At 59.1% G+C, this 26,234-nt stretch carries 24 protein-coding genes; 18 read left to right on the forward strand and 6 right to left on the reverse strand.

What is annotated here, in order from left to right:
• The first annotated feature begins 160 nt into the window (after nucleotides 1-160).
• The 3 genes from hisS to hisG are packed head-to-tail and all read left to right on the forward strand — an operon-like array spanning nucleotide 161 to nucleotide 3,506.
• The gene (gene hisS / locus ACN0TA_RS03820) at nucleotides 161-1,696 is read left to right on the forward strand and encodes a histidine--tRNA ligase (RefSeq protein WP_417579969.1); all 1,536 of its coding nucleotides are present in this window, start codon (nucleotides 161-163) and stop codon (nucleotides 1,694-1,696) included.
• Nucleotides 1,696-2,799: an ATP phosphoribosyltransferase regulatory subunit gene (locus ACN0TA_RS03825; protein WP_417579970.1), complete on the forward strand. Its 1,104-nt coding sequence runs from the start codon at nucleotides 1,696-1,698 to the stop codon at nucleotides 2,797-2,799. The genes hisS and ACN0TA_RS03825 overlap by 1 nt, the downstream gene beginning before the upstream one ends.
• On the forward strand, nucleotides 2,796-3,506 hold the full coding sequence (hisG, locus tag ACN0TA_RS03830; protein WP_417579972.1) for an ATP phosphoribosyltransferase: 711 nt from the start codon (nucleotides 2,796-2,798) through the stop codon (nucleotides 3,504-3,506). Before ACN0TA_RS03825 ends, hisG begins: the two co-directional genes overlap by 4 nt.
• Before the next feature lie 49 nt (nucleotides 3,507-3,555).
• Here the strand turns inward: hisG and ACN0TA_RS03835 are convergent, their stop codons facing one another.
• Nucleotides 3,556-3,936, reverse strand: coding sequence for a DoxX family protein (locus tag ACN0TA_RS03835; RefSeq protein WP_417579974.1), 381 nt, complete (start codon nucleotides 3,934-3,936; stop codon nucleotides 3,556-3,558).
• Between the two features lie 146 nt (nucleotides 3,937-4,082).
• On the opposite strand from ACN0TA_RS03835, the gene ACN0TA_RS03840 reads away from it, so the two are divergent.
• Entirely contained in the window at nucleotides 4,083-4,898 is an 816-nt protein-coding gene (locus tag ACN0TA_RS03840) for a TSUP family transporter (RefSeq protein WP_417579976.1), read from the forward strand.
• 296 nt (nucleotides 4,899-5,194) lie between these two features.
• On the opposite strand, the gene groL is transcribed toward ACN0TA_RS03840, so the two are convergent.
• Both groL and ACN0TA_RS03850 read right to left on the reverse strand, forming a co-directional pair.
• The gene (gene groL / locus ACN0TA_RS03845) at nucleotides 5,195-6,835 is read right to left on the reverse strand and encodes a chaperonin GroEL (protein WP_417579978.1); all 1,641 of its coding nucleotides are present in this window, start codon (nucleotides 6,833-6,835) and stop codon (nucleotides 5,195-5,197) included.
• 106 nt (nucleotides 6,836-6,941) lie between these two features.
• Nucleotides 6,942-7,232, reverse strand: a complete 291-nt coding sequence (locus ACN0TA_RS03850) for a co-chaperone GroES (protein WP_417579980.1) — start codon at nucleotides 7,230-7,232, stop codon at nucleotides 6,942-6,944.
• A 213-nt stretch (nucleotides 7,233-7,445) separates the two neighbouring features.
• Between ACN0TA_RS03850 and ACN0TA_RS03855 the strand changes: the two genes are divergently transcribed.
• From ACN0TA_RS03855 to ACN0TA_RS03865, 3 genes are read left to right on the forward strand one after another with little or no spacing between them, the layout of a single operon-like run.
• Nucleotides 7,446-8,576, forward strand: coding sequence for a glycosyltransferase (locus ACN0TA_RS03855; RefSeq protein WP_417579982.1), 1,131 nt, complete (start codon nucleotides 7,446-7,448; stop codon nucleotides 8,574-8,576).
• Nucleotides 8,577-8,579: 3 nt separating this feature from the next.
• Nucleotides 8,580-10,109 carry a glycosyltransferase family 39 protein gene (locus tag ACN0TA_RS03860; RefSeq protein ID WP_417579984.1) on the forward strand — a complete coding sequence of 510 codons (1,530 nt, stop codon included), beginning with the start codon at nucleotides 8,580-8,582 and terminating at the stop codon, nucleotides 10,107-10,109.
• 9 nt (nucleotides 10,110-10,118) lie between these two features.
• On the forward strand, nucleotides 10,119-10,418 hold the full coding sequence (locus tag ACN0TA_RS03865) for a DUF1905 domain-containing protein (protein WP_417579986.1): 300 nt from the start codon (nucleotides 10,119-10,121) through the stop codon (nucleotides 10,416-10,418).
• Between the two features lie 59 nt (nucleotides 10,419-10,477).
• Here ACN0TA_RS03865 and ACN0TA_RS03870 read toward each other — a convergent pair whose 3' ends face one another.
• Complete coding sequence (locus tag ACN0TA_RS03870) at nucleotides 10,478-11,890, reverse strand: sigma-54 dependent transcriptional regulator (RefSeq protein ID WP_417579988.1); 1,413 nt, start codon at nucleotides 11,888-11,890, stop codon at nucleotides 10,478-10,480.
• A gap of 173 nt (nucleotides 11,891-12,063) precedes the next feature.
• Between ACN0TA_RS03870 and ACN0TA_RS03875 the strand changes: the two genes are divergently transcribed.
• The 10 genes from ACN0TA_RS03875 (at nucleotide 12,064) to ACN0TA_RS03920 (ending at nucleotide 22,979) form a co-directional block, all read left to right on the forward strand.
• Complete coding sequence (locus ACN0TA_RS03875) at nucleotides 12,064-13,275, forward strand: EAL domain-containing protein (protein WP_417579990.1); 1,212 nt, start codon at nucleotides 12,064-12,066, stop codon at nucleotides 13,273-13,275.
• Nucleotides 13,276-13,299: 24 nt separating this feature from the next.
• Nucleotides 13,300-14,163 carry a TIGR01459 family HAD-type hydrolase gene (locus tag ACN0TA_RS03880; protein WP_417579992.1) on the forward strand — a complete coding sequence of 288 codons (864 nt, stop codon included), beginning with the start codon at nucleotides 13,300-13,302 and terminating at the stop codon, nucleotides 14,161-14,163.
• 15 nt (nucleotides 14,164-14,178) lie between these two features.
• Nucleotides 14,179-14,859, forward strand: coding sequence for a class I SAM-dependent methyltransferase (locus ACN0TA_RS03885; protein WP_417579994.1), 681 nt, complete (start codon nucleotides 14,179-14,181; stop codon nucleotides 14,857-14,859).
• 118 nt (nucleotides 14,860-14,977) lie between these two features.
• Nucleotides 14,978-15,973, forward strand: coding sequence for a bifunctional riboflavin kinase/FAD synthetase (locus ACN0TA_RS03890; protein ID WP_417579996.1), 996 nt, complete (start codon nucleotides 14,978-14,980; stop codon nucleotides 15,971-15,973).
• 168 nt (nucleotides 15,974-16,141) lie between these two features.
• Entirely contained in the window at nucleotides 16,142-19,174 is a 3,033-nt protein-coding gene (ileS, locus tag ACN0TA_RS03895) for an isoleucine--tRNA ligase (protein WP_417579998.1), read from the forward strand.
• 8 nt (nucleotides 19,175-19,182) lie between these two features.
• Nucleotides 19,183-19,653 carry a signal peptidase II gene (lspA, locus tag ACN0TA_RS03900; RefSeq protein ID WP_417580000.1) on the forward strand — a complete coding sequence of 157 codons (471 nt, stop codon included), beginning with the start codon at nucleotides 19,183-19,185 and terminating at the stop codon, nucleotides 19,651-19,653.
• Nucleotides 19,654-19,734: 81 nt separating this feature from the next.
• Nucleotides 19,735-20,343, forward strand: coding sequence for a hypothetical protein (locus ACN0TA_RS03905; protein WP_417580002.1), 609 nt, complete (start codon nucleotides 19,735-19,737; stop codon nucleotides 20,341-20,343).
• A gap of 88 nt (nucleotides 20,344-20,431) precedes the next feature.
• Entirely contained in the window at nucleotides 20,432-22,153 is a 1,722-nt protein-coding gene (locus ACN0TA_RS03910; protein ID WP_417580004.1) for a pseudouridine synthase, read from the forward strand.
• Between the two features lie 4 nt (nucleotides 22,154-22,157).
• On the forward strand, nucleotides 22,158-22,712 hold the full coding sequence (rsmD, locus tag ACN0TA_RS03915) for a 16S rRNA (guanine(966)-N(2))-methyltransferase RsmD (protein ID WP_417580006.1): 555 nt from the start codon (nucleotides 22,158-22,160) through the stop codon (nucleotides 22,710-22,712).
• A gap of 141 nt (nucleotides 22,713-22,853) precedes the next feature.
• Entirely contained in the window at nucleotides 22,854-22,979 is a 126-nt protein-coding gene (locus ACN0TA_RS03920) for a hypothetical protein (RefSeq protein ID WP_417580008.1), read from the forward strand.
• Between the two features lie 23 nt (nucleotides 22,980-23,002).
• On the opposite strand, the gene mutL is transcribed toward ACN0TA_RS03920, so the two are convergent.
• The gene (gene mutL / locus ACN0TA_RS03925) at nucleotides 23,003-24,823 is read right to left on the reverse strand and encodes a DNA mismatch repair endonuclease MutL (RefSeq protein ID WP_417580010.1); all 1,821 of its coding nucleotides are present in this window, start codon (nucleotides 24,821-24,823) and stop codon (nucleotides 23,003-23,005) included.
• A 74-nt stretch (nucleotides 24,824-24,897) separates the two neighbouring features.
• Between mutL and ACN0TA_RS03930 the strand changes: the two genes are divergently transcribed.
• Nucleotides 24,898-25,347: a nucleoside deaminase gene (locus ACN0TA_RS03930; RefSeq protein ID WP_417580012.1), complete on the forward strand. Its 450-nt coding sequence runs from the start codon at nucleotides 24,898-24,900 to the stop codon at nucleotides 25,345-25,347.
• Here the strand turns inward: ACN0TA_RS03930 and ACN0TA_RS03935 are convergent.
• On the reverse strand, nucleotides 25,319-26,182 hold the full coding sequence (locus ACN0TA_RS03935; RefSeq protein ID WP_417580014.1) for a patatin-like phospholipase family protein: 864 nt from the start codon (nucleotides 26,180-26,182) through the stop codon (nucleotides 25,319-25,321). The genes ACN0TA_RS03930 and ACN0TA_RS03935 overlap by 29 nt on opposite strands.
• Nucleotides 26,183-26,234 lie beyond the last annotated feature (52 nt).

Raw genomic sequence — 26,234 nt, forward strand, 5'->3', positions numbered from 1 at the left:
TGATCGCCAACCCCTTGATGTGGCAGCTTGTCGCGCTTGTTGGTTGTGTGTGGCGATATGGCAACACGCAGCGCTTGCCTTGTCTCGAAACCGCTTATCGTTTAGGAACGGCCAACATTGCAAAAAGCCCCGTAATCTCGGGACTTCAGGGACTATATCCATGGCCAAGAACTCAGCGCTCATCGAACCGCGCCTGCCGCGCGGTTTTGTCGACTCCGAACCCGCGGATATCGCCGCCATCGAGCAGATGGTCGCCAAAATCCGCCATGTGTACGAGCGCTACGGTTTTGATCCCATCCAGACACCGTTTTTCGAATACACCGAAACACTGGGCAAATTCCTCCCCGATACGGACCGGCCCAATGCAGGCGTGTTTTCGGTGCAAGACGATGACGAGCAATGGATGAGCCTGCGCTACGATCTGACGGCCCCGCTCGCCCGCTATTTCGCCCAGAATTATCAGGATCTGCCAAAACCCTTCCGCTCCTACCGGCAGGGCTGGGTATTCCGCAACGAAAAGCCCGGCCCCGGCCGCTTCCGCCAGTTCATGCAGTTCGACGCCGACACTGTTGGTGCCGCCGGTCCGGAATCAGACGCCGAAATCTGCATGATGATGGCCGACACGATGGACGCTCTGGGTTTGCAGGGCAAATACGTGGTCCGGGTGAACAATCGCAAGGTACTTGATGGTGTGATGCAAGCCATCGGTGTCACCGACGAAGCGCAAAAGCTCACTGTCCTCCGCGCCATCGACAAGCTCGACAAATTCGGTCCCGAAGGCGTGCGCCTCCTGCTTGGCGAAGGGCGCAAGGATGAGAGTGGCGACTATACAGAGGGTGCAAAGCTCGAAGCGAACCAGGCTGATGCGATCATTGAGATGATGGCCGCCGCGCGGCTTGACGATCTTGTCGATCTTGAAGACGACGCAGGGCCGGATGGCTTTCTCGATGCCGAGTTCAAGACCGCTGCCCTCTCAAAGTTCAAGATAACGCAGGCGTTTGCTGAAGGCTTTGCAGAACTTCAGGCCATGGCGTCCCTGTTTGCATCCGCAGGCTACGGCCCCGATCGCATCGATATCGACCCCTCCGTCGTCCGCGGCCTCGAATACTACACCGGCCCAGTGTTCGAAATCGAGTTGACCTTCACGGTTCAGAACGAAAAGGGCCAGGACGTCGTGTTCGGTTCGGTCGGCGGCGGTGGCCGTTACGATGGCCTCGTCTCGCGCTTCCGTAATGAGGCGACCCCGGCCACCGGCTTTTCCATCGGCGTCTCGCGCCTCGCTTCGGCCCTCAAACTCACCGGCAATCTCGATTCTGCCCCGGTTACCGGCCCCGTCGTCGTCACCGTCATGGAAAAGGAAAGGATCGCCGATTATCAGAAGATGGTCGCCGATCTGCGCGCCGCCGGCATCCGTGCCGAGCTGTTTCTTGGGAGCTCCAAGAACATGGGCAAGCAGATGAAATATGCCGATAAGCGCAACGCACCTGCAGTCATTATCCAGGGGGCCGATGAGCGTGAACAGGGTGTCGTCCAGATCAAGGATCTGGCCGAAGGGGCTGAGGCCGCCGCTTCGATCACCGACAATGCAGCCTGGAAAACCGAGCGCCCCGGCCAGTATTCGGTTCCGGTCGGGGAAATGGTCGAATTTGTGAAACAGATCCCGACCGTCGCCGCTTGGATGAAGGCGAACGGCTGATGACCGCGATCGCCCGCCGCTCAGCCTTGGATGCGCTGGTTTCGGCGCCCGGCGTAACACTTGCCGCGCCGCCCATTCTCGTTTCCCCCGCTGCCTATTTCGATCTGGCTGGCGAGGAGCTGGGCGCGCGGATGATCCTCACGCAGGGGATGGACGGGTCCGAATTCTGCCTGCGCCCTGATTTTACGCTGCCCATCGCCATCGAACACATAGCCAATGGCGCAGCCACACCGGCAGCCTATGGCTATCTCGGTCCGGTCTTTCGTCAGCGCACCGATGGCCCCGCCCAGTTCGACCAGGGCGGGATGGAGCTTCTTGCGCTTCCCAATGCAGATGCAGCGCTCGATCAGGTGATCGGATTTGCTCGCGCCGTTACCGATATCTATGGCGTCTCAGCTCCCAATATTCGGGTGGGCGATATCGATCTGTTCGAAACCGTGTTGGCCGGCTGTGACATGCCCGATGTATGGCGCCCGCGCGTGCGCGCCCGCTTCGGCCACCCCGAGGCCATGACAGCGCTGCTCGACCGCCTCGCCGATCCCAGGCCCCCCATGCCCGGTCCGGCCGGTCTGCCGGCCGGCGATATCGCCGATTGGGTCGGCGAACTCATGCTCACTAACGGGCTCAGCCTCACTGAAAGCCGCTCGCCAGAGGAAATCGCCGCCCGCTATCTTGAAAAGCAGGCGCTCGAAGCCCAACGCGTTCCCAGCACGACAATCGATCTGCTGCGCAGCTATCTCGCCATCTCCGGTCCTGCCGAAAATGCGCTCGCATCGATCGGTGCTCTCGGCAAGTCCGCCGGTATCGATCTCGCGGCAACGTTGGAAGGCGCCAACCGTCGCGTCCAGCAGCTCTATGATGGGCTTAAAGCAAATTCTGTCCTGTTTGACGCCGGGTTTTCCCCGCGCCTCGATTATTACACCGGCGTAACCTTTGAGGTGACCGGGGCAGGGGGGCTGGTGCTGGTTTCGGGCGGGCAATATGATCGTCTGCTCAGACGCCTTGGCGCGTCTGAAGATATCCCTGCCGTCGGTTGCGCTGTCTGGGTTGATCGTCTTGAAGCCGAATGTGCGCATACTGGATACGCGGAGGCCAGCTCATGAGTTCGATCATGCTCGCTCTGCCTTCAAAGGGCCGTATCCAGGAAGAAGCGATAGCGGTCTTTGAAAAAGCCGGCCTGACCATCGAACGTCCCGGCGGCGCGCGATCCTATCTTGGGGAAATGGCCGCGATGCCCGAAATTATCGTCCGTTTCCTCTCGGCCTCCGAAATCGCCAGGGAATTGATCCGCGGCACCATCGATATCGGCATCACCGGCGAGGATCTGATCCACGAGACCGCCGAAACCGGCCCCCAACAGGTCGAGATCGCCAAACGGCTTGGTTTTGGCCGGGCCGACGCAGTGGTAGCGGTTCCAGATAGCTGGATCGATGTCACTACAATGGACGACCTTTCAGATGTAGCTGCTGATTTCCGGGCCCGACATGGCCGCTGGCTCAAGATTGCCACCAAGTTCGTCAATCTCACCCGTCGCCATTTCGCTGCACATGGCATCGCAGAATATCGCATCGTCGAAAGCCTTGGTGCCACCGAAGCTGCTCCGGCATCGGGCGCCGCCGATCTTATCGTCGACATCACAACGACCGGCTCGACCCTCAAGGCCAATGGCCTGCGCGTTATCGAGGACGGGGTGATGCTCAAAAGTGAGTCTTTGCTGCTGGTCGCCCGTAATGCAGAGTGGCACGCGGGCAAGCTTGGCATCGTCAACCGGCTTGCCGACGCTGTCGGCGCCACGCGCTTCCGGCTTTAAAAAAAGGGCCGCTCTTGCGGCCCTTTCTCGTTTCGAGTGTGTCGAGACGTTACTTGCGGCTGTCGATAGCCAGCGCGCCTGCACCAAAGGCGATGACGTAGAGCATGCCGCCGGTGATGGCGATATTTTTGAGAAAGCTCGTCATTTCCATCTGGTTGGAAAAATCGGTGTGAAAGATCAGCGCTGCAATCAGGGTAAAGGCCCCCAGTGCCGCCGCCGCCCAGCGGGCCTTGAAGCCAACGGCCAGCAGGACGCCGCCGACGATTTCGACAATGATGGTCGGCCAGATCAGAATGCCCGGCACCCCGAACATTTCCATATAGCCAACATTGCCCTCGATGGCCGGGATTTTGCCCAGGCCGGCAAGAATAAAGATCAGGGCCAGAAAGATACGGCCAATTGTCGGAAGATAGGTTTGAAGCGCGTTCATGTCGTTTTGCGTCCGGTCCAAGTTTTGCGATGGCCGGACTGTGCAATATGGTGTTGTTTTGAAAAAGTCACCTGACGCCAACAGATTGTTCGCCAATTGGCATATAGTAGACTGTCCGGCCAGTATCGATCCAGTTGCAATTCGGTGTGCTTCATGCAAGCAAGCGCCGGTTCGATGCGCGGTTCCGCGCCAGTTTAGGGATTGACCTTTCAGTGTACGATATCTGGCTACTTGTCGCGCTCGGCGGTGTCGGCGTTATCGCCGGGTTTGTGGATGCAGTTGCCGGCGGTGGCGGGCTGATCACGGTACCCGCGCTGCTCTGGGCGGGCGTGCCCCCGCTTGGCGCCATCGCCACCAACAAGGCCCAGTCGATCGTCGGCACCACGATGGCCGCCTGGACCTATTGGCGCAAGGGCTACGTCTCGATCCTGTCTCTTATTCCGTCCATCGTCGCCGCCTTTGCCGGTTCGCTTCTCGGGGCGGTTGTCGTCAAACAGGTCGATACCTCTGCGCTTGAAATCGCGATCCCCATAGCTGTGATCGCCGTCGCGCTCTATTTCACCTTCTCGCCCTCGATCAAGGATATCGATGGCGCCGCGCGCCTCAAATTTTCGACCTTCGTGCCGGCCTTCGCCTTGGTGATCGGTTTTTATGACGGTGTGTTCGGTCCGGGAACCGGCTCGTTCTTCATGCTGGCCTTTGTGGCCCTGTTTGGTCTCTCGGCAGCGCGCGCTTCGGCCCATACCAAGATCCTCAACGTCACCTCTAACCTTGCAGCGCTGATCTTCTTTGTCATCGCAGGCGACGTCATCTGGCCTATTGCTCTGGTGATGGCCGGCGGCCAGATCGTCGGCGGCTATCTCGGTGCCATAACCGGCATCCGCTACGGCGCCAAGGTCATCCGGCCCCTCGTCATCGTCGTCTCGATCCTTCTCGCCATCAAGCTCCTCTTCTTTCCGTAAGTCGAAACGAAAAGGGCAGCGCCGAAACGCTGCCCATCCCGCACATGGCGTGCAAGCCTGCTTTGTCAGGCGCCGACAAAGCCGTGCAGGAAGCGATCGAACGGGCCCAAACGGAAAGGGCAGCGCCGAAACGCTGCCCTTCCCGCACATGGCGTGCAAGCCTGCTTTGTCAGGCGCCGACAAAGCCGTGCAGGAAGCGATCGAACGGGCCCAAACGAAAAGGGCAGCGCCGAAACGCTGCCCTTCCCGTTCGAGACCCTGGAGAGGTCTCAATTCTTGTCGCGTGGAGCGATGGATTAGAAATCCATACCGCCCATGCCGCCCATGCCGCCGCCGGCGGGCATTGCCGGAGCTGCTTCCTTGGGGATTTCGGCAACCATGGCTTCGGTGGTGACCAGAAGGCCTGCAACCGAGGCAGCGTCTTCGAGCGCTGTACGGACGACCTTGACGGGATCGATGATGCCCATCTGGATCATGTCGCCATATTCGCCGGTCTGGGCGTCATAGCCGAACGTGTCCGAACCATTGTCGAGGATCTTGCCCACAACAACCGAACCTTCGTCGCCTGCGTTGTTGGCGATCTGACGGATCGGCTCCTGCAGAGCGCGCTTGACGATGGCGATGCCGGCCTGCTGGTCGGCGTTTACGCCCTTGACGGTCAGCGCGTTCGAGGCGCGGAGCAGAGCAACGCCACCACCGGCAACGATGCCTTCTTCAACGGCAGCGCGGGTTGCATTGAGCGCGTCGTCGACGCGGTCCTTGCGTTCTTTCACTTCCACTTCGGTCGAACCGCCGACCTTGATCACGGCAACACCACCGGCCAGCTTGGCCAGGCGTTCCTGAAGCTTTTCCTTGTCGTAGTCAGACGAGGTTTCTTCGATCTGTGCCTTGATCTGGTTGACGCGGCCTTCGATGTCTTCCTTGGAGCCCGCACCATCGACGATGGTTGTGTTTTCCTTGGTGATCTCAACGCGCTTGGCAGTGCCCAGCATGTCGGTGGTCACGTTCTCGAGCTTGATGCCGAGGTCTTCGGAAATAACCTGGCCGCCGGTCAGGATAGCGATGTCTTCGAGCATTGCCTTGCGGCGATCGCCGAAGCCAGGAGCCTTGACAGCAGCAACCTTGAGGCCACCGCGCAGGCGGTTGACGACGAGAGTTGCAAGCGCTTCGCCTTCAACGTCTTCTGCGATGATGAGGAGCGGACGGTTGGACTGAACGACGCTTTCGAGAACGGGCAGCAGAGCCTGAAGGTTCGAGAGCTTCTTTTCGTGCAGCAGAATGAGCGGATCGTCGAGCTGGGCGACCATCTTTTCGGTGTTGGTCACGAAGTACGGCGAGAGGTAGCCGCGGTCGAACTGCATGCCTTCAACGACATCGAGTTCGGTTTCTGCGGTCTTGGCTTCCTCGACGGTGATAACACCTTCGTTGCCGACCTTCTGCATGGCGTGAGCGATCATTTCGCCAATGGCTTTTTCGCCGTTTGCCGAAATGGTGCCAACCTGAGCGACTTCGCTTGTGTTGGAGATCTTGACGGCCTTGGAGGCCAGGTTCGAGATCACTTCAACGACGGCCAGGTCGATGCCGCGCTTGAGATCCATCGGGTTCATGCCGGCAGCGACGGCCTTGACGCCTTCGTTGACGATCGACTGTGCGAGCACTGTCGAAGTCGTGGTGCCGTCACCAGCGATGTCGTTGGTCTTGGAGGCAACTGTGCGCAGCATCTGTGCGCCCATGTTCTCGAACTTGTCTTCAAGTTCGATTTCCTTGGCAACGGTCACGCCATCTTTGGTGATGCGCGGGGCGCCGAACGACTTTTCGATGACCACGTTGCGACCCTTGGGGCCAAGCGTCACCTTGACCGCATTGGCCAGGATGTTGACGCCGCGGACCATCTTGTCGCGGGCGTCTGTCGAGAATTTTACTTCCTTGGCGGACATGTAAATTTGCTCCGATTAAAACTGTGAAAAGGACGGGAGAAAGCCTGTTGGAACGTTGTCGGGGTCACCGGATGCCGGTTGTGCCACGCGACAGCGCGCCGCCAAATCAGCCTTCGATCACGCCCATGATGTCGGACTCTTTCATGATCAGCAGGTCTTCGCCGCTAACCTTGACTTCGGTGCCGCTCCACTTGCCGAACAGCACGCGATCGCCTGCCTTGACGTCGAGCGCGACAACCTTGCCGCTGTCGTCACGGGCGCCCGGGCCAACGGAAACGATGACGCCTTCGGAAGGTTTTTCCTTGGCAGTGTCTGGGATAATGATGCCGCCAGCGGACTTTTCCTCGCTGTCGACGCGGCGGACCACAACGCGGTCATGCAGGGGACGGAAGCTCATAGTCGCTCCTTTGGAACGTGAAGTTGAGATGCAATTTCTCCACTGTTAGCACTCTTGTAGCGGGAGTGCTAACAGTATGTGGGGGAGATAGGAGGGCGGCACGTTGGAGTCAAGAATGACGCACTCAAAAATTTTGCATCGCGGACGGCAGCTTGTTATGCCCTTGCGCGATTTGCCTGAGTGGCGTTCATGCGGGCACAAAAAGACCAGACGATGACAGAATTGGAAACTATGACCGCACAGTCCTGGAATACACCGACGCTTTCGGTCATCGTCCCCACATTCAATGAGCGCGATAACATCGCCCCGCTGATCGAGAAACTGGAAGTGGCGCTGGCCGGTACGGAATTTGAAGTCATCATTGTCGATGACAACAGCCCCGATGGAACTGCCGACTTGGCCAAGCAGATCGCGACGGAAAAGCCCTACGTTCGGTGCATTCACCGGGTCGGGCGGCGCGGGCTGTCATCGGCCTGCATAGAAGGCATGGCCTCCTCGGCCGCCGAATTTGTCGCCGTGATCGATGCCGACCACCAGCACGACGAAGCGATTCTGCCCAAGATGCTGGAACAAGCGCGGGCAGGCGCAGATATTGTGGTTGGCTCGCGCTACACAGGAGAAGGCAGCTCGCAGGAGGGGTTTTCCTCGAGCCGTCAAAAAGGATCAGAACTGGCAACACGGTTGTCCGGCATTCTCACCGGCAAGGCGCTGTCCGACCCCATGAGCGGCTTTTTCCTTCTCCGCCGGTCGCTGTTCAACGAAATCGTGCCGCGCCTGTCGCGCGAAGGCTTCAAGATTCTGCTAGACATCGTCGCAACGGGCAATCGCCAGCTCAAGCGCAAGCTCACTATCACCGAAGTCCCTTACACGTTCCGGCCTCGCTTCGCTGGCGAAAGCAAGATGAGCGCGCTGGTTGTCGCCCAGTTCCTTGGCCTCATCGTGTCTCAGATTTCACGCGGCATCCTGCCCACAAGTTTCCTGTTGTTTTCGCTGGTTGGTGCCTCTGGCGTTGTGGTTCACCTCTCGGTACTCACCTTGGCCTTTGAGGTTCTCAATTTCAATTTCGCCAACAGTCAGCTTGTGGCGACTCTTGTGGCCATGACCACCAATTACCTGCTCAACAACGAGTTGACCTATGCCGACAAGAAGCTGCGCGGCCGAAAGTTTTGGATCGGTCTGCTCAGTTTCTATCTCGTGTGTGGTTTTGGCACGCTTGCCAATGTTTCGGTGGCCAGCATGCTGTTTGAAACCCATATGGCCAATTTCATCATCGCAGGGATTGCGGGCGCGGTGATGAGCGTGGTTTTCAACTATGCCGTCACACGCATCTTTACCTGGCGGTGAACCATGAACTCGCCTGATCGTATCGGCCCGTTTACCCCGGGCCAGGCTACCCTCGTTCTTATTCTCGTAACGCTCATACTGCGCGTGATCGGAGCGGCTCTGGTTGGCTGGGGCACGGGCGAAGCCTATTACCTGGCTTCGGCGCGTCAGTTTCATCTGAGCTATTTCGACCAGCCGCCCATGTCATTGTGGACAATCTGGGCAACCTTGAAGCTGGCCGGCACCGACAATCTCGTTGTTGTCCGTATGCCATTCATCGTGATGTTTGCGATATCGACCTGGCTGGTTTTCGATATCGTCAAGCGCATCCACTCCCCGCTCGGCGGCTTTTTTGCAGCGCTTATCGTCAATGCCTGCGTGCTGTTCTCACTGTCCATCGGTTCCTGGACGCAGCCGGATGCACCGATGATGCTTTTCTGGCTCGCAACAGTGCGTGTCTTGCTCGAGATTTTCTTTGGCAAAGGTGCGCAGCGGCCCTTTTTCTATTGGGGCCTTGCCGGGCTTTTCCTTGGGCTGACATTGCTTTCAAAATATCACGCGATATTCCTGGTTGCGGGCACTGGTCTGTTCATTCTTGCCAACTCCACCCAACGGCGCTGGCTGGCGCACCGTGCCCCGTGGTTTGCGCTGATAATCGCATTTGCCATATTTTCTCCGGTGCTTGTCTGGAACGCTCAAAACGACTGGGTGTCCTTCGGCTTTCAAGGGGGCAGGGCGCTGGCCGAATCTGGCCTGCGGTGGGACGGCTTTATCCGCATGATATGGGGGCAGTTGCTCTACATGGTGCCCTGGTTGGCGCTTCCGGCGCTCTATGTCGGATCGCGTGCCGTGGCCGCCGGACCGCGTGGTCAGTTTCCTTGTGGGGCCGAACCGGGCGCGGCGGCTTTGTTTGCCTATATCGGCTGGCCGCCGGTCATCTTTTTTACCCTCGTCGCATTGTGGTCGGACACCCAGTTCCATTTCCACTGGCAGGCGCCGGGCTATTTGATGCTGTTCATGCTTATGGGGGCCTGGGCGGCCAACCGTGACGGTCGGAACGTTCGCGCCTGGCTGTTTGGATCGGCTCTCGCCACCTTCGCCATTCTGTCATTGCTCGTTTCGCACGCTGCGACAGGCTGGGCGCGTACAGTGTTTCCGGGTCAGTGGGAGGATCCCACGGCGTTACAGCTGCCCTGGACAGAACTCGGTGAAGCGCTCGATGCACGCGCAGCGTTTAATCAGGCCCAACTGTTTGTTGCCGGCACCAACTGGATCGATTGCGGCTATATTGATACGCAGGTTTCCGGGCGCGCGCCGCTCGCGTGTTTTGGTGGCGACCCGCGCAATCTCGAGTTCAATTTCGACAAGCAGGCCCACCGAGGCTGGGATGCCTATATCGTGGCACGGACGCCCGCGCCCGATCAGGTGGCCACCGCATATCTCGAAATGTTCGAAAGTGTCGACCACATCGGCGCCGTAGAGATTTCACGTAATGGCCTTGTCGAACTGGACAACATCCAGCTCTATTATGCGCAGGGATACAACGGCAACTGACGGGCCGCCATGCTTGAGATGGTGTTCGAGACAGACGTTATCGATTGGCGCGGCCCAGCGCCCTTCTTTTTTGCGCGCGTGCCTGAGCATCATTCGGAAGCGATCCGCAGTGCTGCAAAGCGCGTAAGCTATGGTTGGGGCGTTATCCCGGCATCGGCCATCATCAGTGGCGTTGCCTTTACAACCTCCCTGTTTCCCAAGGACGGCAATTACCTTTTGCCCCTCAAGGACGCTGTGCGGAGACAATGCGGCATTACAGCGGGCGACACGGTAGTCGTGGAAATGACCATAGGCGCGCCGGACCGTTGAGCCTTACCCTGCCTGTGGCCAGGTCACTGCGTGTCTTGGCAAACCGGATTCGAGGTCGCTCAGGCGGCCCCGGCCCGCTCCCAGCCCAACCGCTTGCGATAGATCGTAGACGGGCTGATCTCAAGCGCAGCTGCGGCGCGGGCAATATTGCCCCCATAGGCGCCAAGCGCATCCTCAATAATTTTTTGTTCCTGCTGCCACATGGGCAGGATATCGGGCAGTGGGCCGCCGGGAAGCACCGTAACCTCATAGGAATCGCGTGATTCGATATCGGCAGCCAGCGCCATCTGGGAGGTCACCATCCCGCCATCGAACATGACGACGATGCGCCTGACCAGGTTCTGAAGCTGGCGGACGTTGCCCGGCCATTCACGCGCCACGAACAGATCTGCGACATCGGGTGCGAACCCGATAAAGCCCTTGCCCTCTTCCTTGGCGAATGAGGCAAGAAAGCTCTGTGCCAAAGGCATGATATCGCCGGGGCGCTGCCTGAGCGGCGGCAGATGGATGGGCAGAACATGCAGGCGATAAAACAGGTCTTCGCGGAACTTCTTTTCGCTGACAAGCTGCATTGGGTTTCGGTTCGTCGCACAGATCACACGCACATCGACAGGCCGCGAAATGGATTCGCCGACCCGCGTGATCGTTCCGGTCTGCAGAAACCGTAGCAGTTTCGATTGCAGCGCGAGGTCCATCTCACCGACTTCATCGAGAAACAGCGTGCCGCCATCGGCCATTTCGATGGCCCCTTTGCGGTCCTCATGGGCGCCCGTGTAGGAGCCTTTCACGGCACCGAACACTTCTGATTCCATAAGTTCGCGCGGGATCGCACCAGCATTGATAGCAATAAAGCGCTTCTTGGCCCGCGGGCTGCGCTTGTGCAGCGCTTCGGCTGTCACTTCCTTGCCCGTCCCGCTTTCCCCGGTAATAAAAACCGGTGCCGCCGAGGGAGCAATTCTCAGGATCTGGTCGTAGATCGCCTGCATCTGCGGCGTTGTGCCGACAAAGCCCTCGAAATCGGGATGCTTTTCGACAAGCGCGTCGCAAACCATGGCGCGGGCCTTGCCGTGCCGCTGGCCGAGTTCGCCAAGCCGGGACGCCAGAACAGGACCGGAGATCGGCATTGAGAGATAATCGTGAGCGCCAGCCCGCATTGCTGCCACCGCCAGCGAAACCGATCCGCCATCGGACAGCGCGATTATCAGTGCACCCGCCGATGCGCCGGCCAGGGTGCCGAACGCTGCTTCCTGATCGCGCGCCAGCCCTTCAAGACTGCCGGTTTCCACCAGCAGAACGTCGAAACGTTTCTCCTTGAGATTACGCAACGCCTGTTGGCCGCTCGTGCAATGCACAAGCGTGATGCCATTACCCCATTGGCCAAAAATGGCCGACATGGTGGCGCGCGCCCGCTCGGGCGAACACTCGATCAGCAACAGATTTACATCTGCGTCCGACGGGGTTCCATCACGCATCAGGCGGCTTCTCCTTGCCAGATGAGGGTTCTACTCTTCGGACCCACTATCGATCCATTAGGGTAAACAAAGGGTTGGCGCCCCGCTTTTTAGTCGCCCTCTGGAGTGGTAAACCTTTAAATGAAAGCCGAATTTGATTCCCGCAGGGGGCATTGAGCCGGGTGCATAATCTGGTGTTGATTTTTGTTGGGATCTGCGGCGCCGCTCTTGGCGCAGCAGCCTATTTTGCCCTCGGCTTCACACCCATTGAAGCTGGGCTTTTGGCGCTGGTCATCATGCTCGGCGGTGTCATAATCGAAGAGCGCAGGACCCGCCGCCGCGCCTTTGCCCGCCTTGAACGCGGCGTGGAGGAGATGGGGCACCTTCTGGCCACCGATGCCAAGGCCGGCCAGGTCCTCAGTCAGCGGGTCAACGCGCTTGCCGATCTCGATCTGGGCCCGCGTCTGGATATGATCGAAGCCGACATGAGTGTTTTGGGCACCGTGGTCCGTCAGGTCGCCGAGGCTGTGTCCGATCTCGAGACTGCCCAGGCTGCCTACGCGCCGTCTCCCAAGGAAAATTTCGACGCGATCGGCGAACCCCAGCACCGACGGGCCCCGACAATCGCGCTCGACGAGGTCAAGCGGGCGCTCGACGAGGGCAGGTTGGTCCACCATTCTCGCCCCATCCTTACGCTGCCGCAGCGTAAAATTCATGCCTTCGACATGGTGCCGCGTCTGCATGTCGATGGCGGCCGGTTGGCAGAGCCGCCCGAATACATGCCCATTCCGACTGGCGAGGGCACTGTGGTCCTGCGCCGTATCGACCGCATCTGCGCCGAGGAGGGCATTCGCATCGTCCGCAGAGCGCGCCTGAGCGGTGACCCGGTGCGGTTACTTATCGATCTATCCCCCGCCAGTCTTGGCGACAAGCCTGCGCTCGATCAGACATTGACCCTTCTCGCTGCCAATCGCGCAGTCAATTCCGACATCGTTTTTGCTCTCGACTATGAGGATTGGACGTCGCTTTCCCGTCCCCAGTCAGATGGCCTGGCCAGTCTCGTGCAGCAGGGCGTATCGGTCGCGCTGCGTAACGCGACGACCTTGCGTCTCGATTTCGCATCGCTCGCCGAAAAGGGTGTGCGCTACATTGAGACCACCGCCGCCGCGTTCCTAAAATCACCGGCCACGCTGACCGATTTTCATTCATCCGACATCAATGATTATATTAAGCGTTTCGGGATCAATCTCGTTGTCACCGATCTTGAGACCGAGGGCGAGATCCTCGCCTTGCTCGATGATGGTATAAAGCTTGCGCGAGGGCCGGTCATGGGAGAGGCCGGGCCGCTGCGTCCCGATCTGCGCGACGAAGGCGACGACAGTCTGCGCCGGGCCGCGGCGCGATAACCGAATTTGAATTAAGGATATTTCATGCCTCCTCTCTCCGGCCCCACGCCAGGACTTTCCAGCCTCGTTGGCCGCTATGGCGCTATCCTCTCCGATGTCTGGGGCGTGGTTCACAATGGCGTCTCTCCCCATTGGAGCGCTGTTGAGGCGCTGAGCCAGTTCCGCGCCGCCGGCGGCAGTGTCGTGCTCATCACCAACGCCCCACGGCCGGGGGGCTCGATCATTGCCCAGCTCGACGAAATGGGTATTCCGCGCGACGCCTATGATGGGCTTGTGTCCTCGGGCGATGCTACCCGTGCTCTGCTCGAAAACTGGCGTGGCCGCACTGTCGCGCGCGTCGGACCGTCGGTCGATGACATACTGTTCGAGGGACTCGATCTCGTGATCGGTGCCGACGAGGAGGCGACGGCCGTTGTCGTGACCGATCTCGATACCGATGACGACACGCCCGATGATTATCGCGACCGCATGGCTATCTGGAAGTCACGCAATCTGCCGTTGATTTGCGCCAATCCCGACAAGGTCGTCGAGGAAGGCGACAGGATCGTCTACTGTGGTGGCGCGCTCGCCGATGCCTATGAGGATATCGGGGGCAGGGTGATGATGGCCGGTAAACCCTACAATCCTATCTACGAGCAGACCAAGGTTTTGGCTGACGAAGCCGCAGGCAAGCGCTTCGAGAAAAGCGAAATCATTGCCATTGGCGACTCCGTGCGCACCGATGCCATGGGCGCGGCCCAGTTCGGCATCGACCTGCTTTTTATAACGGGATCGATCCACGCAGCCGAACTCGACGCGTTCAACAACCCACCCGCTCGGAGGGTTTCCGATTTCGTTTCGGTCTCGCGCGCCAATATGGTGGGCTTCATGCCACGGCTAGTCTGGTAGAAAAAACTCGGGAAAATGGAGCAATTGACGCCTTTTGAGAAAAAGCGGATTGCTCGAGAAACCAGGGCCAGGCGCTTTATCGCCGAAAAGCTTCCTGTGGCTTTGGCCCCCGGCCTGCCAGCCATAAAGCTCCATCTTGCAGTTCCGCACAGTGGGGTCTGGCAATTGGCCCCTGATGGCGTGCCGCCCTATTGGGCATGGTGTTGGCCGGGCGGGTTGGCCCTTGCCGTCCATTTGCGCGCCCATCCTGAACTTGTCTCAGGGCGCTCTGTGTTCGACCTTGGAACCGGCTCTGGCCTTGTCGCCATTGCGGCTGCAATGGCCGGTGCGCACGAGACTGCTGGATGCGACATTGACGTAAACGGCCTTGTCGCTGTCGGGCTCAACGCAGCGCTGAATGCTGTGACCATCAAGACCGTTCTTGCCGATCCGCTCGACGGCCCGGCCCCGATGGTCGAAGTCATTTTGGTTGGCGATCTGTTTTACGATTTTGCGCTCGCACAACGGGTCATAGCGTTTCTCGATACTTGTCTTGATGCCGGGGTGGAAATCTACATTGGAGACATCGGGCGCGAACATTTACCCGAGGAACGGCTTCGTGCGCTCGCCGCGTATCCGCTTGTCGATTTTGCCGAACCTGCCACCGCGAAACCGCGTCTCGCGCAGGTCTGGCGCTATATTGGTGCCTCAGGCTGATCCTCAGCCCTTGCAATCGCGTCGACAAAAATGCAATTTCCGCGCAACTGAACATTTCAGAGCGGTTTAGGGCCAGGTGCTTGGCCTTCGATCAGCACGACGAAACGATCCTCACGATATGACCGCAGGCATTACTTTCGCCCGACTTGATGGCCTTTCTTCGGTTCCGTCCGCCCTAAGGGGCGGTGTGGTTGCGATCGGCAATTTCGATGGGTGCCATCGCGGGCATCAGCAGGTTTTTGAGGCCGCCCGCGCCATGGCAGCGAAAAAAGGCGTTCCCGCGCTCGTGCTCAGCTTCGAGCCGCACCCGCGCGATGTCTTTGCGCCCCAGCCTTTTCTCTATCGTCTCACTTATGCCGATCAAAAAGCGGCCCTTGTCGAAGCCCTGGGCTTCAATGCCGTCGCCTTTATGGAATTCTCGCGCGATCTTGCCTCGGTCGAGGCCCCCGATTTTGTCGCGCGCTACCTGCTCGATGCGCTTGAAGTGTCAGGGGTTGTGGTCGGCGCCGATTTTCAGTTCGGCAAGGGCAGGGCGGGTACGCCGGATTTCCTTGTCGCTCAAGGCGAGGAGCATGGCTTTTCGGTCGAAATCTGTTCAATGCTTGATGACGGCACGCACCCTGTTTCCTCTTCGCGCATCCGCGAAGCGCTGGCCGTTGGCGATGTAGAAACCGCCAATGTTCTTTTGGGCTACCACCACATTTTCTCCGGCGTCGTTGTCGAAGGCGACAAGCGCGGACGCGAACTTGGCTACCCGACAGCCAATATGGGGGTCCCCGATACATTCGGTTTGGCCCAGGGCGTCTATGCAGTCAAAGTCCGCCTTGATGGTGAGGTCTTTGATGGCGTCGCTGCCTATGGCAAGCCAATGTTCGATAACACCAAGCCCCCTTTCGAAGCCTTCATTTTCAACTTCGACAGGACCATCTATGGCGAGGCCCTTGAAATTGCATTGCTTGGGTTCATTCGCGGCCAGATGAAGTTTGATGGTCTTGAAGCCCTGATTGCGCAGATGGATTTAGACAGCGACAAAGCGCGAATTATCACCGCCCAGGCGCGTCCGCTTTCCAGCCTGGACGCCGCCCTGGGCTATTTCAATGGGCCGATTGGCTAGTTTGGGTCCCACGTGACGCTCGTGGCTTCATCCCGGTTCCGTGCCGGAATGCAGCACGCACCACGGCCGGCACCTCTCAGGACCCTGCCGCCAAACCCATTGGCAATTCCACGCCGCCGCTGTTAAAAGCGGTCCCGATCTCATGACCCAAGATTTCCGCGAGTTCTTATGACCGACACGCAAACAGGCGCGACACCAGATCAAGACAATTCTGGGCGCGACTACTCAGATACGCTTTTCCTGCCCCAGACTGATTTCCCCATGCGAGCCGGTCTGCCTCAGCGCGAGCCTGAATGGCTCAAGCGCTGGGAGGAGATGGACCTCTACAAGATGCAGCGCGAGCAGAGCCGCGATCGTGAGAAATTTACGCTCCACGATGGTCCTCCTTACGCAAATGGCAACATCCATATCGGCCACGCGCTCAACAAGACCCTCAAGGATCTCGTGTCCCGCTCCATGCAGATGCTGGGCTACAACTCGGCCTATGTGCCGGGCTGGGACTGCCACGGCCTGCCCATTGAATGGAAAATCGAAGAACAATACCGCGCCAAGGGCCGCAATAAGGACGAAGTGCCGGTCAACGAGTTCCGCGCCGAATGCCGTACCTTTGCCGAGCACTGGGTCGACGTCCAGCGCGAAGAATTCAAGCGCCTCGGCATCAATGGCGATTGGGCCAACCCCTATCTCACCATGAGCTTCGACGCCGAAGCCACCATCGCGTCCGAACTGATGAAAGTCGCCGCCTCCGGCCAGCTTTATCGCGGCTCCAAACCCGTCATGTGGTCGGTCGTCGAACGCACAGCGCTCGCCGAAGCCGAGATCGAATATCAGGATTACGAATCCGACGCGATCTGGGTGAAGTTTCCGGTTGCCAAGGTCGAAGGTGAGTTCGGAGCCGAATGGGTTGGCGATGCTGGCGACGTGCCCATGCTTGACAGCAAGGCGCTGGAAAACGCATCGGTCGTCATCTGGACGACGACGCCTTGGACCATTCCGGGCAACCGTGCGGTCTCGTATTCCGATCAGATCGCCTATGGCCTGTTCGAAATCGAGAGCGCTGAAAATGACTTTGGCCCCCAGGCTGGCGAAAAACTGATCTTTGCCGACAAGTTGGTCGATGAATGCCTCAAGAAGGCAAAACTGACGGCAAAACGGCTGGGCAATGTGACTGCCGAACAATTGGCCGCAATGACTTTGCACCATCCATTGCGGGGTCTGGCCGGCGGGTACGAATTCTCAGTGCCTCTTTTGGCAGGCGACCACGTCACCGACGATGCCGGCACCGGCTTTGTCCATACAGCGCCCGGCCACGGTGCTGACGACTTTGAAATCTGGATGGCCGAGGGCCGCGCCATCGCCGCAAAGGGCATCGACACCTCCATCCCGTTCACCGTCGATGATGCCGGTTTCTACACCAAGGATGCCCCAGGGTTCGGCCCCGATGTCGAAGGCGGCGCTGCTCGCGTCATTGACGATAAGGGCAAGAAGGGCGACGCCAACCAGCGCGTCATCACCGCCTTGATTGCAGCGAACACCTTGTTTGCGCGCGGCCGTCTCAAGCACCAGTATCCCCACTCATGGCGCTCCAAAAAACCCATCATCTTCCGCAACACCCCCCAATGGTTCGTCTATATGGACAAGGACCTTGGCAAGGGAGCGGATGACACCTTGCGCACCCGCGCTCTCACCGCCATCGACGCCACAAAGTTCGTGCCCGCCGCCGGCCAGAACCGCCTGCGCTCGATGATCGCCGATCGCCCCGATTGGGTGCTCTCGCGCCAGCGCGCCTGGGGTGTGCCGATCACCGTTTTCATCAATTCTGACACCGGCGAAATCCTCAAAAACGATGCTGTCAACGCCCGCATCATCGCCGCCTTCAACGCAGAGGGCGCCGACGCCTGGTTTGCCGAAGACGCCAAACAGCGCTTCCTCGGCAATGATTTCGCAGACCTGGAAAACTGGACCAAGGTCACCGACATTCTCGACGTCTGGTTTGACTCGGGCTCGACCCATGCCTTCGTTCTACGCAACAGGGAAAAATGGCCGGATCTGAAATTCCCCGCATCCATGTATCTCGAAGGCTCCGACCAGCATCGCGGCTGGTTCCATTCCTCGCTGCTCGAAAGCTGCGCCACCAACGGCTTTGCCCCCTATGAATCTGTCCTGACCCATGGCTTCACCATGGACAGCAAGGGCTTCAAGATGAGCAAGTCCGTGGGCAACACCATTGCCCCCCAGGACATCATCAAGAAGTTCGGCGCCGACATCCTGCGCCTTTGGGCCGCGACCATCGATTACGCCGAAGATCACCGCATTGGCGACGAGATCCTCGCCAACACCGTCGAGATGTATCGCAAGATGCGCAATTCCTTCCGCTGGCTTCTGGGCAACCTTGCCCATTACAAGCCCGAGGAAGCGGTTGATCATGCCGACATGCCCGAGCTCGAAAAACTCATCCTGCACCGCCTCGCAGTGCTCGATGGCGAAGTGCGGGCGGGCTACAAGGCCTATGACTACAAGCGCGTGGTCAACACCATCGCCAACTTCATGAACCTCGAACTCTCTGCGTTCTACTTCGACATCCGCAAGGATGCGCTCTATTGCGATCCGATGTCCTCGGAAAAGCGCAAGGCCGCCCTAACGGTCCTCGATCAGCTCTATTCCTGCCTCACCGCATGGCTCGCACCGGTGCTCGTCTTCACCATGGAAGAGATCTGGCTTGAGCGTAACCCTGGCGCCACCTCAAGCGTCCATACCCGGACCTTCCCCGAGGTGCCGTCCGAATGGCGTGATGACGCGCTGGCGGCAAAATGGGCAAAAATCCGTGCGGTGCGTCGGGTGGTTACCGGAGCGCTCGAAATCGAGCGCAAGAACAAGGTGATCGGGTCGTCGCTCGAAGCGGCTCCGGTCGTCGCCATTACCGATTCTGCGCTTGCTGAAGCTGTCGAGACTCAGGATCTCGCAGAATTGTGTATTGTCTCGGCAATTTCCACTCAACTCCATAGCTTTTCGGACCAACAATTCTTCAAGTTGGACGAGGTCCCAGGGGTCGAAGTGGTGTTTGCCCGCGCAGAGGGAACCCGGTGCGCTCGCTCGTGGAAGGTCTCCTCAAAGGTTGGTTCTGACGCCGATTATCCCGATTTGACCCCCCGCGACGCCCAGGCGATGCGAGAACGGGTTGCTGCAGGGTTAAGCGTATGAATGTATTGATGAAACCGTCGGTCCTGTGGAGTTTTTTCCTCGGGTTGGACGTTCTGATTTTCGACCGACTGCACAAATACTTTCAGGTCGATATTGCCGGTTGGACGGGCGGCGAAATTATCAACGTCGCCCCGTTCTTCGACTACACGCTTGTCTGGAATACCGGCATCTCCTACGGACTGATGGGCGGGGTGTCTCCGGAAATGTTGTTGCTTATCATGGCCTTGGCTGTGGTCGCATTGGCGTGGTGGTGGGTCAAGGAAGACTCGCTGCTTACGCGTATCGGCATCGCCCTGGCAATTGGCGGGGCCCTCTCGAATGCCATCGACCGGGTCGTTTATGGCGCGGTCGCCGATTTTTTTGCGTTGAGCTTTTTCCCCTATGTGTTCAACTTGGCCGACATGGCCATCAGCGCCGGGGTTATCTTACTGATCGTCGACGTCCTCCGTCCCCGGCCCGAGCCGGAAGCGAAATCGTAAATCGGTCAAATTCTGGCCTTACGCCCGCCAATGGGCTATAACGCCACAAACTTACGGATCATCAGGGTGGTCGAGACGTTCATGGGTACAGCTATCAACAGCAAGGGCAGGACTAAGCGCCTGTTGCGTCTGACATTTTTGGCCGTCTCTGCGGCCTCCGCGCTTGCGGCATGCACCACGGTCGAGGGCACTAATGCGCTCACAGATCCCCTGACGTTCGAGCGAGAAGTGATGCGTTCTACGCTGCAAGGCGTCGGCATTGTGCCTCAGGAAGAAAAGGACATTGTGTCGGGCGAACGCAGCCCGCTGGTGCTTCCGGCCTCGGGCGCAACCCCGCCACCGCCGAGCCAGTCGGCAGCGGTCATCCCTGAGGATTCAAACGCAGTCACCATCGATGCGAGCGGACTTACCACCGCTGATCTTGACGCCCTGCGGTCAGGCCGTGTCCTGTCGTCTGGCGCCACCGCGGGTCGTCCGTTGACAGAAGCAGAGGCGCGTCAGCTCGCTGCACGTATGGCCGCATATCGCAATGCGCAAGGAATGACTGAGCGCAATATCTATCTGCCTCCTGAGCAGTATTTTCAGACAGTCGGCGGCCAGCAAACGATGTGTCAGGCGGCCAATGGTGATTTGGTGAGCTTGGCCGATCCGCGCTGCCCGCCCGATGTGCGGGCTGCAGCGTCGCGCTGATCGCACGAATACAACAGGAATTTGCGCAGGGCGGGGCCGTTGGCCTCGCTTTGTTTTGATATCTCCAAATTGAAAGAAAGACGCTCCAATGAGCGAGAAGTCCCCACCCCCACCCGGCGAGCGTCTCGCCAAGGTCATCGCTCGTGCAGGTGTCTGTTCGCGTCGCGATGCAGAAGCCTGGATTACCGCTGGCCGCATTGCGGTCAATGGCAGCGCGGTCAAGACACCTGCGTTCAATGTTGTCGAGAACGATACAATTGCTGTCGACGGCAAGCCTTTGGCCCGCAAGCAGGCCACCCAGCTCTGGCTGTATCATAAGCCAGCGGGCCTTATGGTGACTGAAAAGGACCCCGAGGGCCGGGCAACGGTATTTTCCGAGTTTGAAAAGCTCGGTCTGCCGCGCGTTCTCACTGTCGGCCGCCTCGACTACAACACAGAAGGCCTGCTGCTGCTGACCAACGATGGCGGTCTCAAGCGCACGCTTGAACTGCCGGCAACCGGCTGGGTGCGGCGCTACCGTGTCCGCGCCTTCGGGTCGGTTACCCAGGAAAAGCTCGATACGCTGGCCAAGGGTATCTCGGTTGAGGGTGTCGATTACGGGCCTATTGAGGCAGTGCTCGATAGTACCAGTGGAGCCAATGTCTGGATCACCATGAGCCTGCGCGAGGGCAAAAACCGCGAGGTTCGCAATGTGCTCGGCGCCCTTGGCCTTGAGGTGAACCGTCTTATTCGGCTTTCCTACGGCCCGTTCCAGCTCGGGGATTTGCCGACAGGATCGGTCGAAAAAGTCAAAAGCCGGATTCTCAAGGATCAGCTTGGTGCGCGCCTGGCAGAAAGCGCCGGTGCCGATTTTGACTCTCCGGTTCTTGAAGAGCCAAATCAGCCACGCCGTCGCTCGCCGCAGCGCGAAAGCCAGCCCACTGAACGCGATCGCTTTGGCGGCTTGCGCAAACGCCCTGATTTCAAACGACCAGAGCGCCGCGAAGAGCCGCCTCGTACGGTCCATTTTGATGATGGACGTCCATCGCAGAGCTTCACTCCGTCCGGCGGTGACCGCAGGGGTAAACGCGATGAGGCAGGTGCTGCCGATCGACCGAGACGCGAAGGTCCGGGCGGCAAAAGCTTTGACCGCGGCGAGAGATCTTTTGGAGATCGCCCGCAACGCTCGGGCGGAAAGTCGTTTGGCAACGGCCCGCGCGACACTGGCAATGGAGATAACCGTCCACGTCGGTTTGACCGGGCTGAAGGCGGCGATCGTCCGTTCCGTAAGGATGCGGATCGTCCGCCGCGCCGTGAGTCGGCAGGTGGTGAGCGCCCCTTCAGCAAAGGACCGCGTCGTGAGGGTGGAAGCGACCGCCCATTCACCAAAGGTCCGAGGCGCGAGGGCGCGGACAGCGATCGTCCCTTTAGCAAGGGCCCGCGTCGTGAAGGTGCTGGAAACGAACGGCCCTACTCAAAGGGTCCTCGCGGCGATAGCGCTGGCGGCGATCGTCCTTTTTCAAAGGGCCCCCGTCATGAAGGTGGGCGCGGCGACCGTCCTTTCTCCAAGGGCCCGCGTCGTGAGGGGGCGACTGGTGATCGGCCGTTTTCCAAGGGGCCCCGCCGCGAAGGCGCAGGGCCGGAACGCCCCTTCTCGAAGGGCCCTGGCGGTCAGACACGTCCTGGAGGCAAGTCGTTTGCAAAGGGACCACGTCGTGAAATTGGATCTGAAAAGCCAAGCGGTCCACGTCCGCCGCGGCGAGATTCCAGACCCTCGACAGGTCAGCGGCCCGATCGGCCGCGTCGACCGCGCCCGGACGGGGACAAATAGGTAGATGCGTATCGTCGCAGGAAAGTTCCGCGGCAAACAACTCGAAACACCGAAGTCGGACGACATTCGTCCGACTTCCGATCGTGTCAGAGAAGCCGTATTTTCCATTATTGGAAGTCGTATCGGTCCTCACTTTGAAGGATTGTATGTGCTGGATATATTTGCCGGCACGGGCGCGCTCGGTTTCGAAGCGCTATCGCGTGGTGCTGCGCACTGCGTTTTTATCGACACCGGTATTGAGGCGCGTGGCTTGATCCGCGGCCATATCGAAGCATTTGGTGTCGGTGGCCAGACCAAGCTCTTAAAGCGTGATGCAACAGATCTTGGTCCTGTTGAGCGGATCAAACCCGCCGAACTCGTGTTCGCCGACCCTCCTTACGGCCAGGGACTGGGCGAGAAAGCCATTGCCAGCGCCGTTGCCGGCGGTTGGATCGCGCCCGATGCGCTTATCGTTCTCGAAGAGCGCAAAGACGTCGCCATCGCTGCACCTAAAGGTACACGGATTGTCGATCGTCGCGAGTATGCCGAGACCGCTGTTACATTTCTTGAACTCGAGTGACGTCGACACTGTGAATGATAGCGGGGAAAGTGGCTTTTGCCACACACTCGCCACAAATTGGCCATCGCCAGCCTTTTTTCAGGAACCGCGCCCGCGACGTGTGGGTTGCTCCCCTACCGAAATCAAGCTGGAGCCGATACAATGGCACTCGTTATCCTGGGTATTCTGGGCGCTTTGGTCACGCTGGCTGCTGCAACGGCAGGCCTACTCATCTCTGCCCAGGCCGAAGTCGACAAGGCAGGTTCCGCAACTGCAAAAAACGTTTGATTTAGGCTGGGTCGCAGCCGGCTTTAACGCCGCCCGAAAAGGCGCTCAAGATCGCCCTTCTTCATTTCGATATAGGTTGGACGACCGTGAATGCACTGGCCAGAATGAGGCGTTGCCTCCATCTCGCGCAGGAGCGCGTTCATCTCGTCGGCGCGCAAGCGTCGACCCGAGCGAACAGACCCATGACATGCCATACGCGCAATAATCGCATCCATACGTTCTTCAAGAATGGCCACATTGTCCCATTCGGCCAAGCCATCTGCCAGGTCGCGCACAAGTCCTTCGATGTCGGTTTGTCCCAATAGGGCAGGAGTCTCGTTGATGGCCACTGCGCCTGGACCAAACCGCTCAAGATAAAGCCCCAGTTTTGCAAGCACGGGAGCCGCGTCTTCGAGTCGCCCGCAATCTTCCTCGGGCAGATCGATAACCACGGGAATGAGCTGTCGCTGACTGGCAACAGGTCCGCTGCGCAGTTGGGTCCGGAAGCGTTCGTAAACCAGTCGCTCATGGGCGGCGTGCTGATCGATCAGAACGAGCGCGTCACCGTTCTGGGCAACGATGTAGTTCTCAAACACCTGTGCTCTTGCAACACCGAGGGGGAAGTCCTGCTGCTCAACCGCCGCGGTTTCCTTCATCTCGTACCGCGCGCTGGGAGCGTCAAACTGACGGATCTCGGCGGCTAGATCTGGAGAGAGAGTTCTCTGCTGCCCCAGCATGGGCGAGGGGGATGTGTATCCGGCCGATGTGCCGGACGGTTCAGCAAAAGTGTTGGACGGCTCTGAGCCGCCATGCGCGATGGGCGTGCGGAAACTGGCCAGTGCCGAACCGGCAACGCTGGATGACGCACGAAAGCCCGCAGCAGCCAGCGCCTCTCCGATCGCCCGTATGACTGCACCACGTACGGCGCCCTGGTCGCGAAAACGGAGTTCGGCCTTGGTCGGGTGTACGTTCACATCTACCTCGCCCGGATCTATGGCGACGAAAAGGGCAATGACCGGGAATCTGTCACGGTGGAGAAAGTCGGCATAGGCGGCGCGTACAGCGCCCAGCAAAACCTTGTCCCGCACCGATCGCCCATTGACGAAATAGAACTGGTTGAGCGTATTGGCACGGGAAAATGTCGGTAACCCGGCAAGCCCTCCTACAACGATACCTCCGCGCGAAAACCCGATCTGTTGCGCGTTTTCGGGAAAGTCAGCGCCGATGATTTGTGCAAGCCTTGCATGAACCGCATTTTCGCCGGTTTGCGCGGGCCAGTTGATCGGTTGTCGGTCGGTGCCCGACAGGACAAAATGCACCCCCCGATGGGCCATCGCCAGGCGTTTGATGACATCGGTAATTGCGCCAGTTTCCGCGCGATCGGTCTTTAGGAATTTGAGCCGGGCCGGAATGTCGGCAAACAGGTTCTTGACCTCTACAACGGTACCGCGATTTATCGGATGGGGAACTGGTCCGGATTTGACGCCGCGCTTGAGACTGATTTTTAGTCCAGTTTCGGCATCCTGCGTGCGCGAAGCAATCGAGAGATCGGAGACCGAACCGATTGAGGCCAGGGCCTCGCCCCGGAACCCGAGCGTGCGAATGTCGTCGAGACCGTCATTGGGGAGTTTGGATGTAGCGTGACGCTCTACCGACAACGTTAGATCGGCTTCACCCATGCCATGGCCGTCATCCTCGATGCGGATCAGGCTCTTGCCACCAGCTGCTGTCGTAATCGCGATGCGTTTGGCCCCAGCGTCCAGCGCATTTTCAACAAGTTCTTTCACGACACTGGCGGGCCGCTCGACCACTTCGCCGGCGGCAATCTTGTTGACCAGATCGTCTGGGAGTTGGCGAATTGCCATCTGTGCTGATTCTCCTTTGCGACCACTCTAACGGGGCGGACATGTAGCACCAAAGCTGATATGAGCCCTAAACGATGGACACGCCCGACAATCCAATGGAAATCGCCTTCGCGCTCGCAACCGAAGCTGCCGACGCTGGAGAGGTTCCGGTCGGAGCGGTCATCATGCGCGATGGCAAAGTGCTGGCAACGGGCCGCAATACAATGCGCGCGAACAATGATCCCACCGCCCATGCCGAATTTAACGCAATACGCGCAGCGCTCATGGCGGACGGGACGGGGCGATTAGCCGATTGTGACCTATACGTCACTCTTGAACCGTGTACCATGTGCGCCGGGGCCATTGCCCATGCAAAGCTGCGTCGTGTCTATTACGCAGCCGAGGATCCCAAAGGTGGCGCGGTGGATAATGGCGTGCGGTTTTTTGCTCAGCCCACCTGTCATCACGCACCCGAAGTGATCGGCGGCGTTTCGGCTACTCGGGCCGCCGAGATGCTCAGACGGTTTTTTTCTGAGCGGCGATAAAGCCTTCGATCTTAGCGGCGATGGCGCGCTTGAAGCGATCCTTCTCGGCTTCGCCTGCCTTTATGATTTCTCGTACGCGCCAATATTCATGGGCGCCGATATTGACGTGATGTGGCCGGAAATAGAGGTCGGGAGGATAGGCGGCTATCATGTGTGCGATCAACTGATGCATCATGATCTGGGCCGAGCCGAACCCGATATCGAGCATCGTCGGGATATAGCCATCCGGCCAGGCATGAGGATCGCCATTGACATCGATGCCCACCAGAATGTCGGTGTCTGCTGCGGCATGATCGAGTGGCAAGGGATTGACGACGCCGCCATCGACAAGAACTGTCTTGTGGTAATGAACGGGCCGATAAAGGCTCGGTACCGCCAGTGATGCCGCGACGGCTGGTTTTAGCGCACCCTCATGAAAAGCCACCTGGTGCCAAGACCTGAAATCGGTAGCGACGCAGGTAAAGGGGATCTTCAGCCCACTAAACGTGTCTGGCATATCGTCTGGTGTGAAGGTATCGACCACCTGTACGGGGTCGAGTTGAATTGAGATGCCTTCACGGAATATCTTGGCCATCGACCGTACTTGCGTAGACAGAAGACGCCCAAACAAGCCGTTCATCGTTCCGAGCATTTCATATGAAAGGCCCCGGATTTCGCGGCCTTTCAGTCCGGCAGCCCATCCCGATCCGATAAGAGCGCCAATCGATGTGCCCGAGATCCTTTGGGGGACAAGCCCCAATTCGTCCATCGCCTCGATAAAGGGAATGTGAGCCAGTCCGCGAGCTGCTCCGCCGCCAAGAGCAATTCCGATTCTGGGATCGCTGATTGTCCCCATGACAAAGGGCCCTCCGGTTCTTCCGAAAGCCTAGCCTAGCCCTTTAGGGTTG

The organism is Pelagibacterium sp. (genome assembly GCF_048264985.1).
In the GTDB taxonomy this organism is placed as follows: domain Bacteria; phylum Pseudomonadota; class Alphaproteobacteria; order Rhizobiales; family Devosiaceae; genus Pelagibacterium.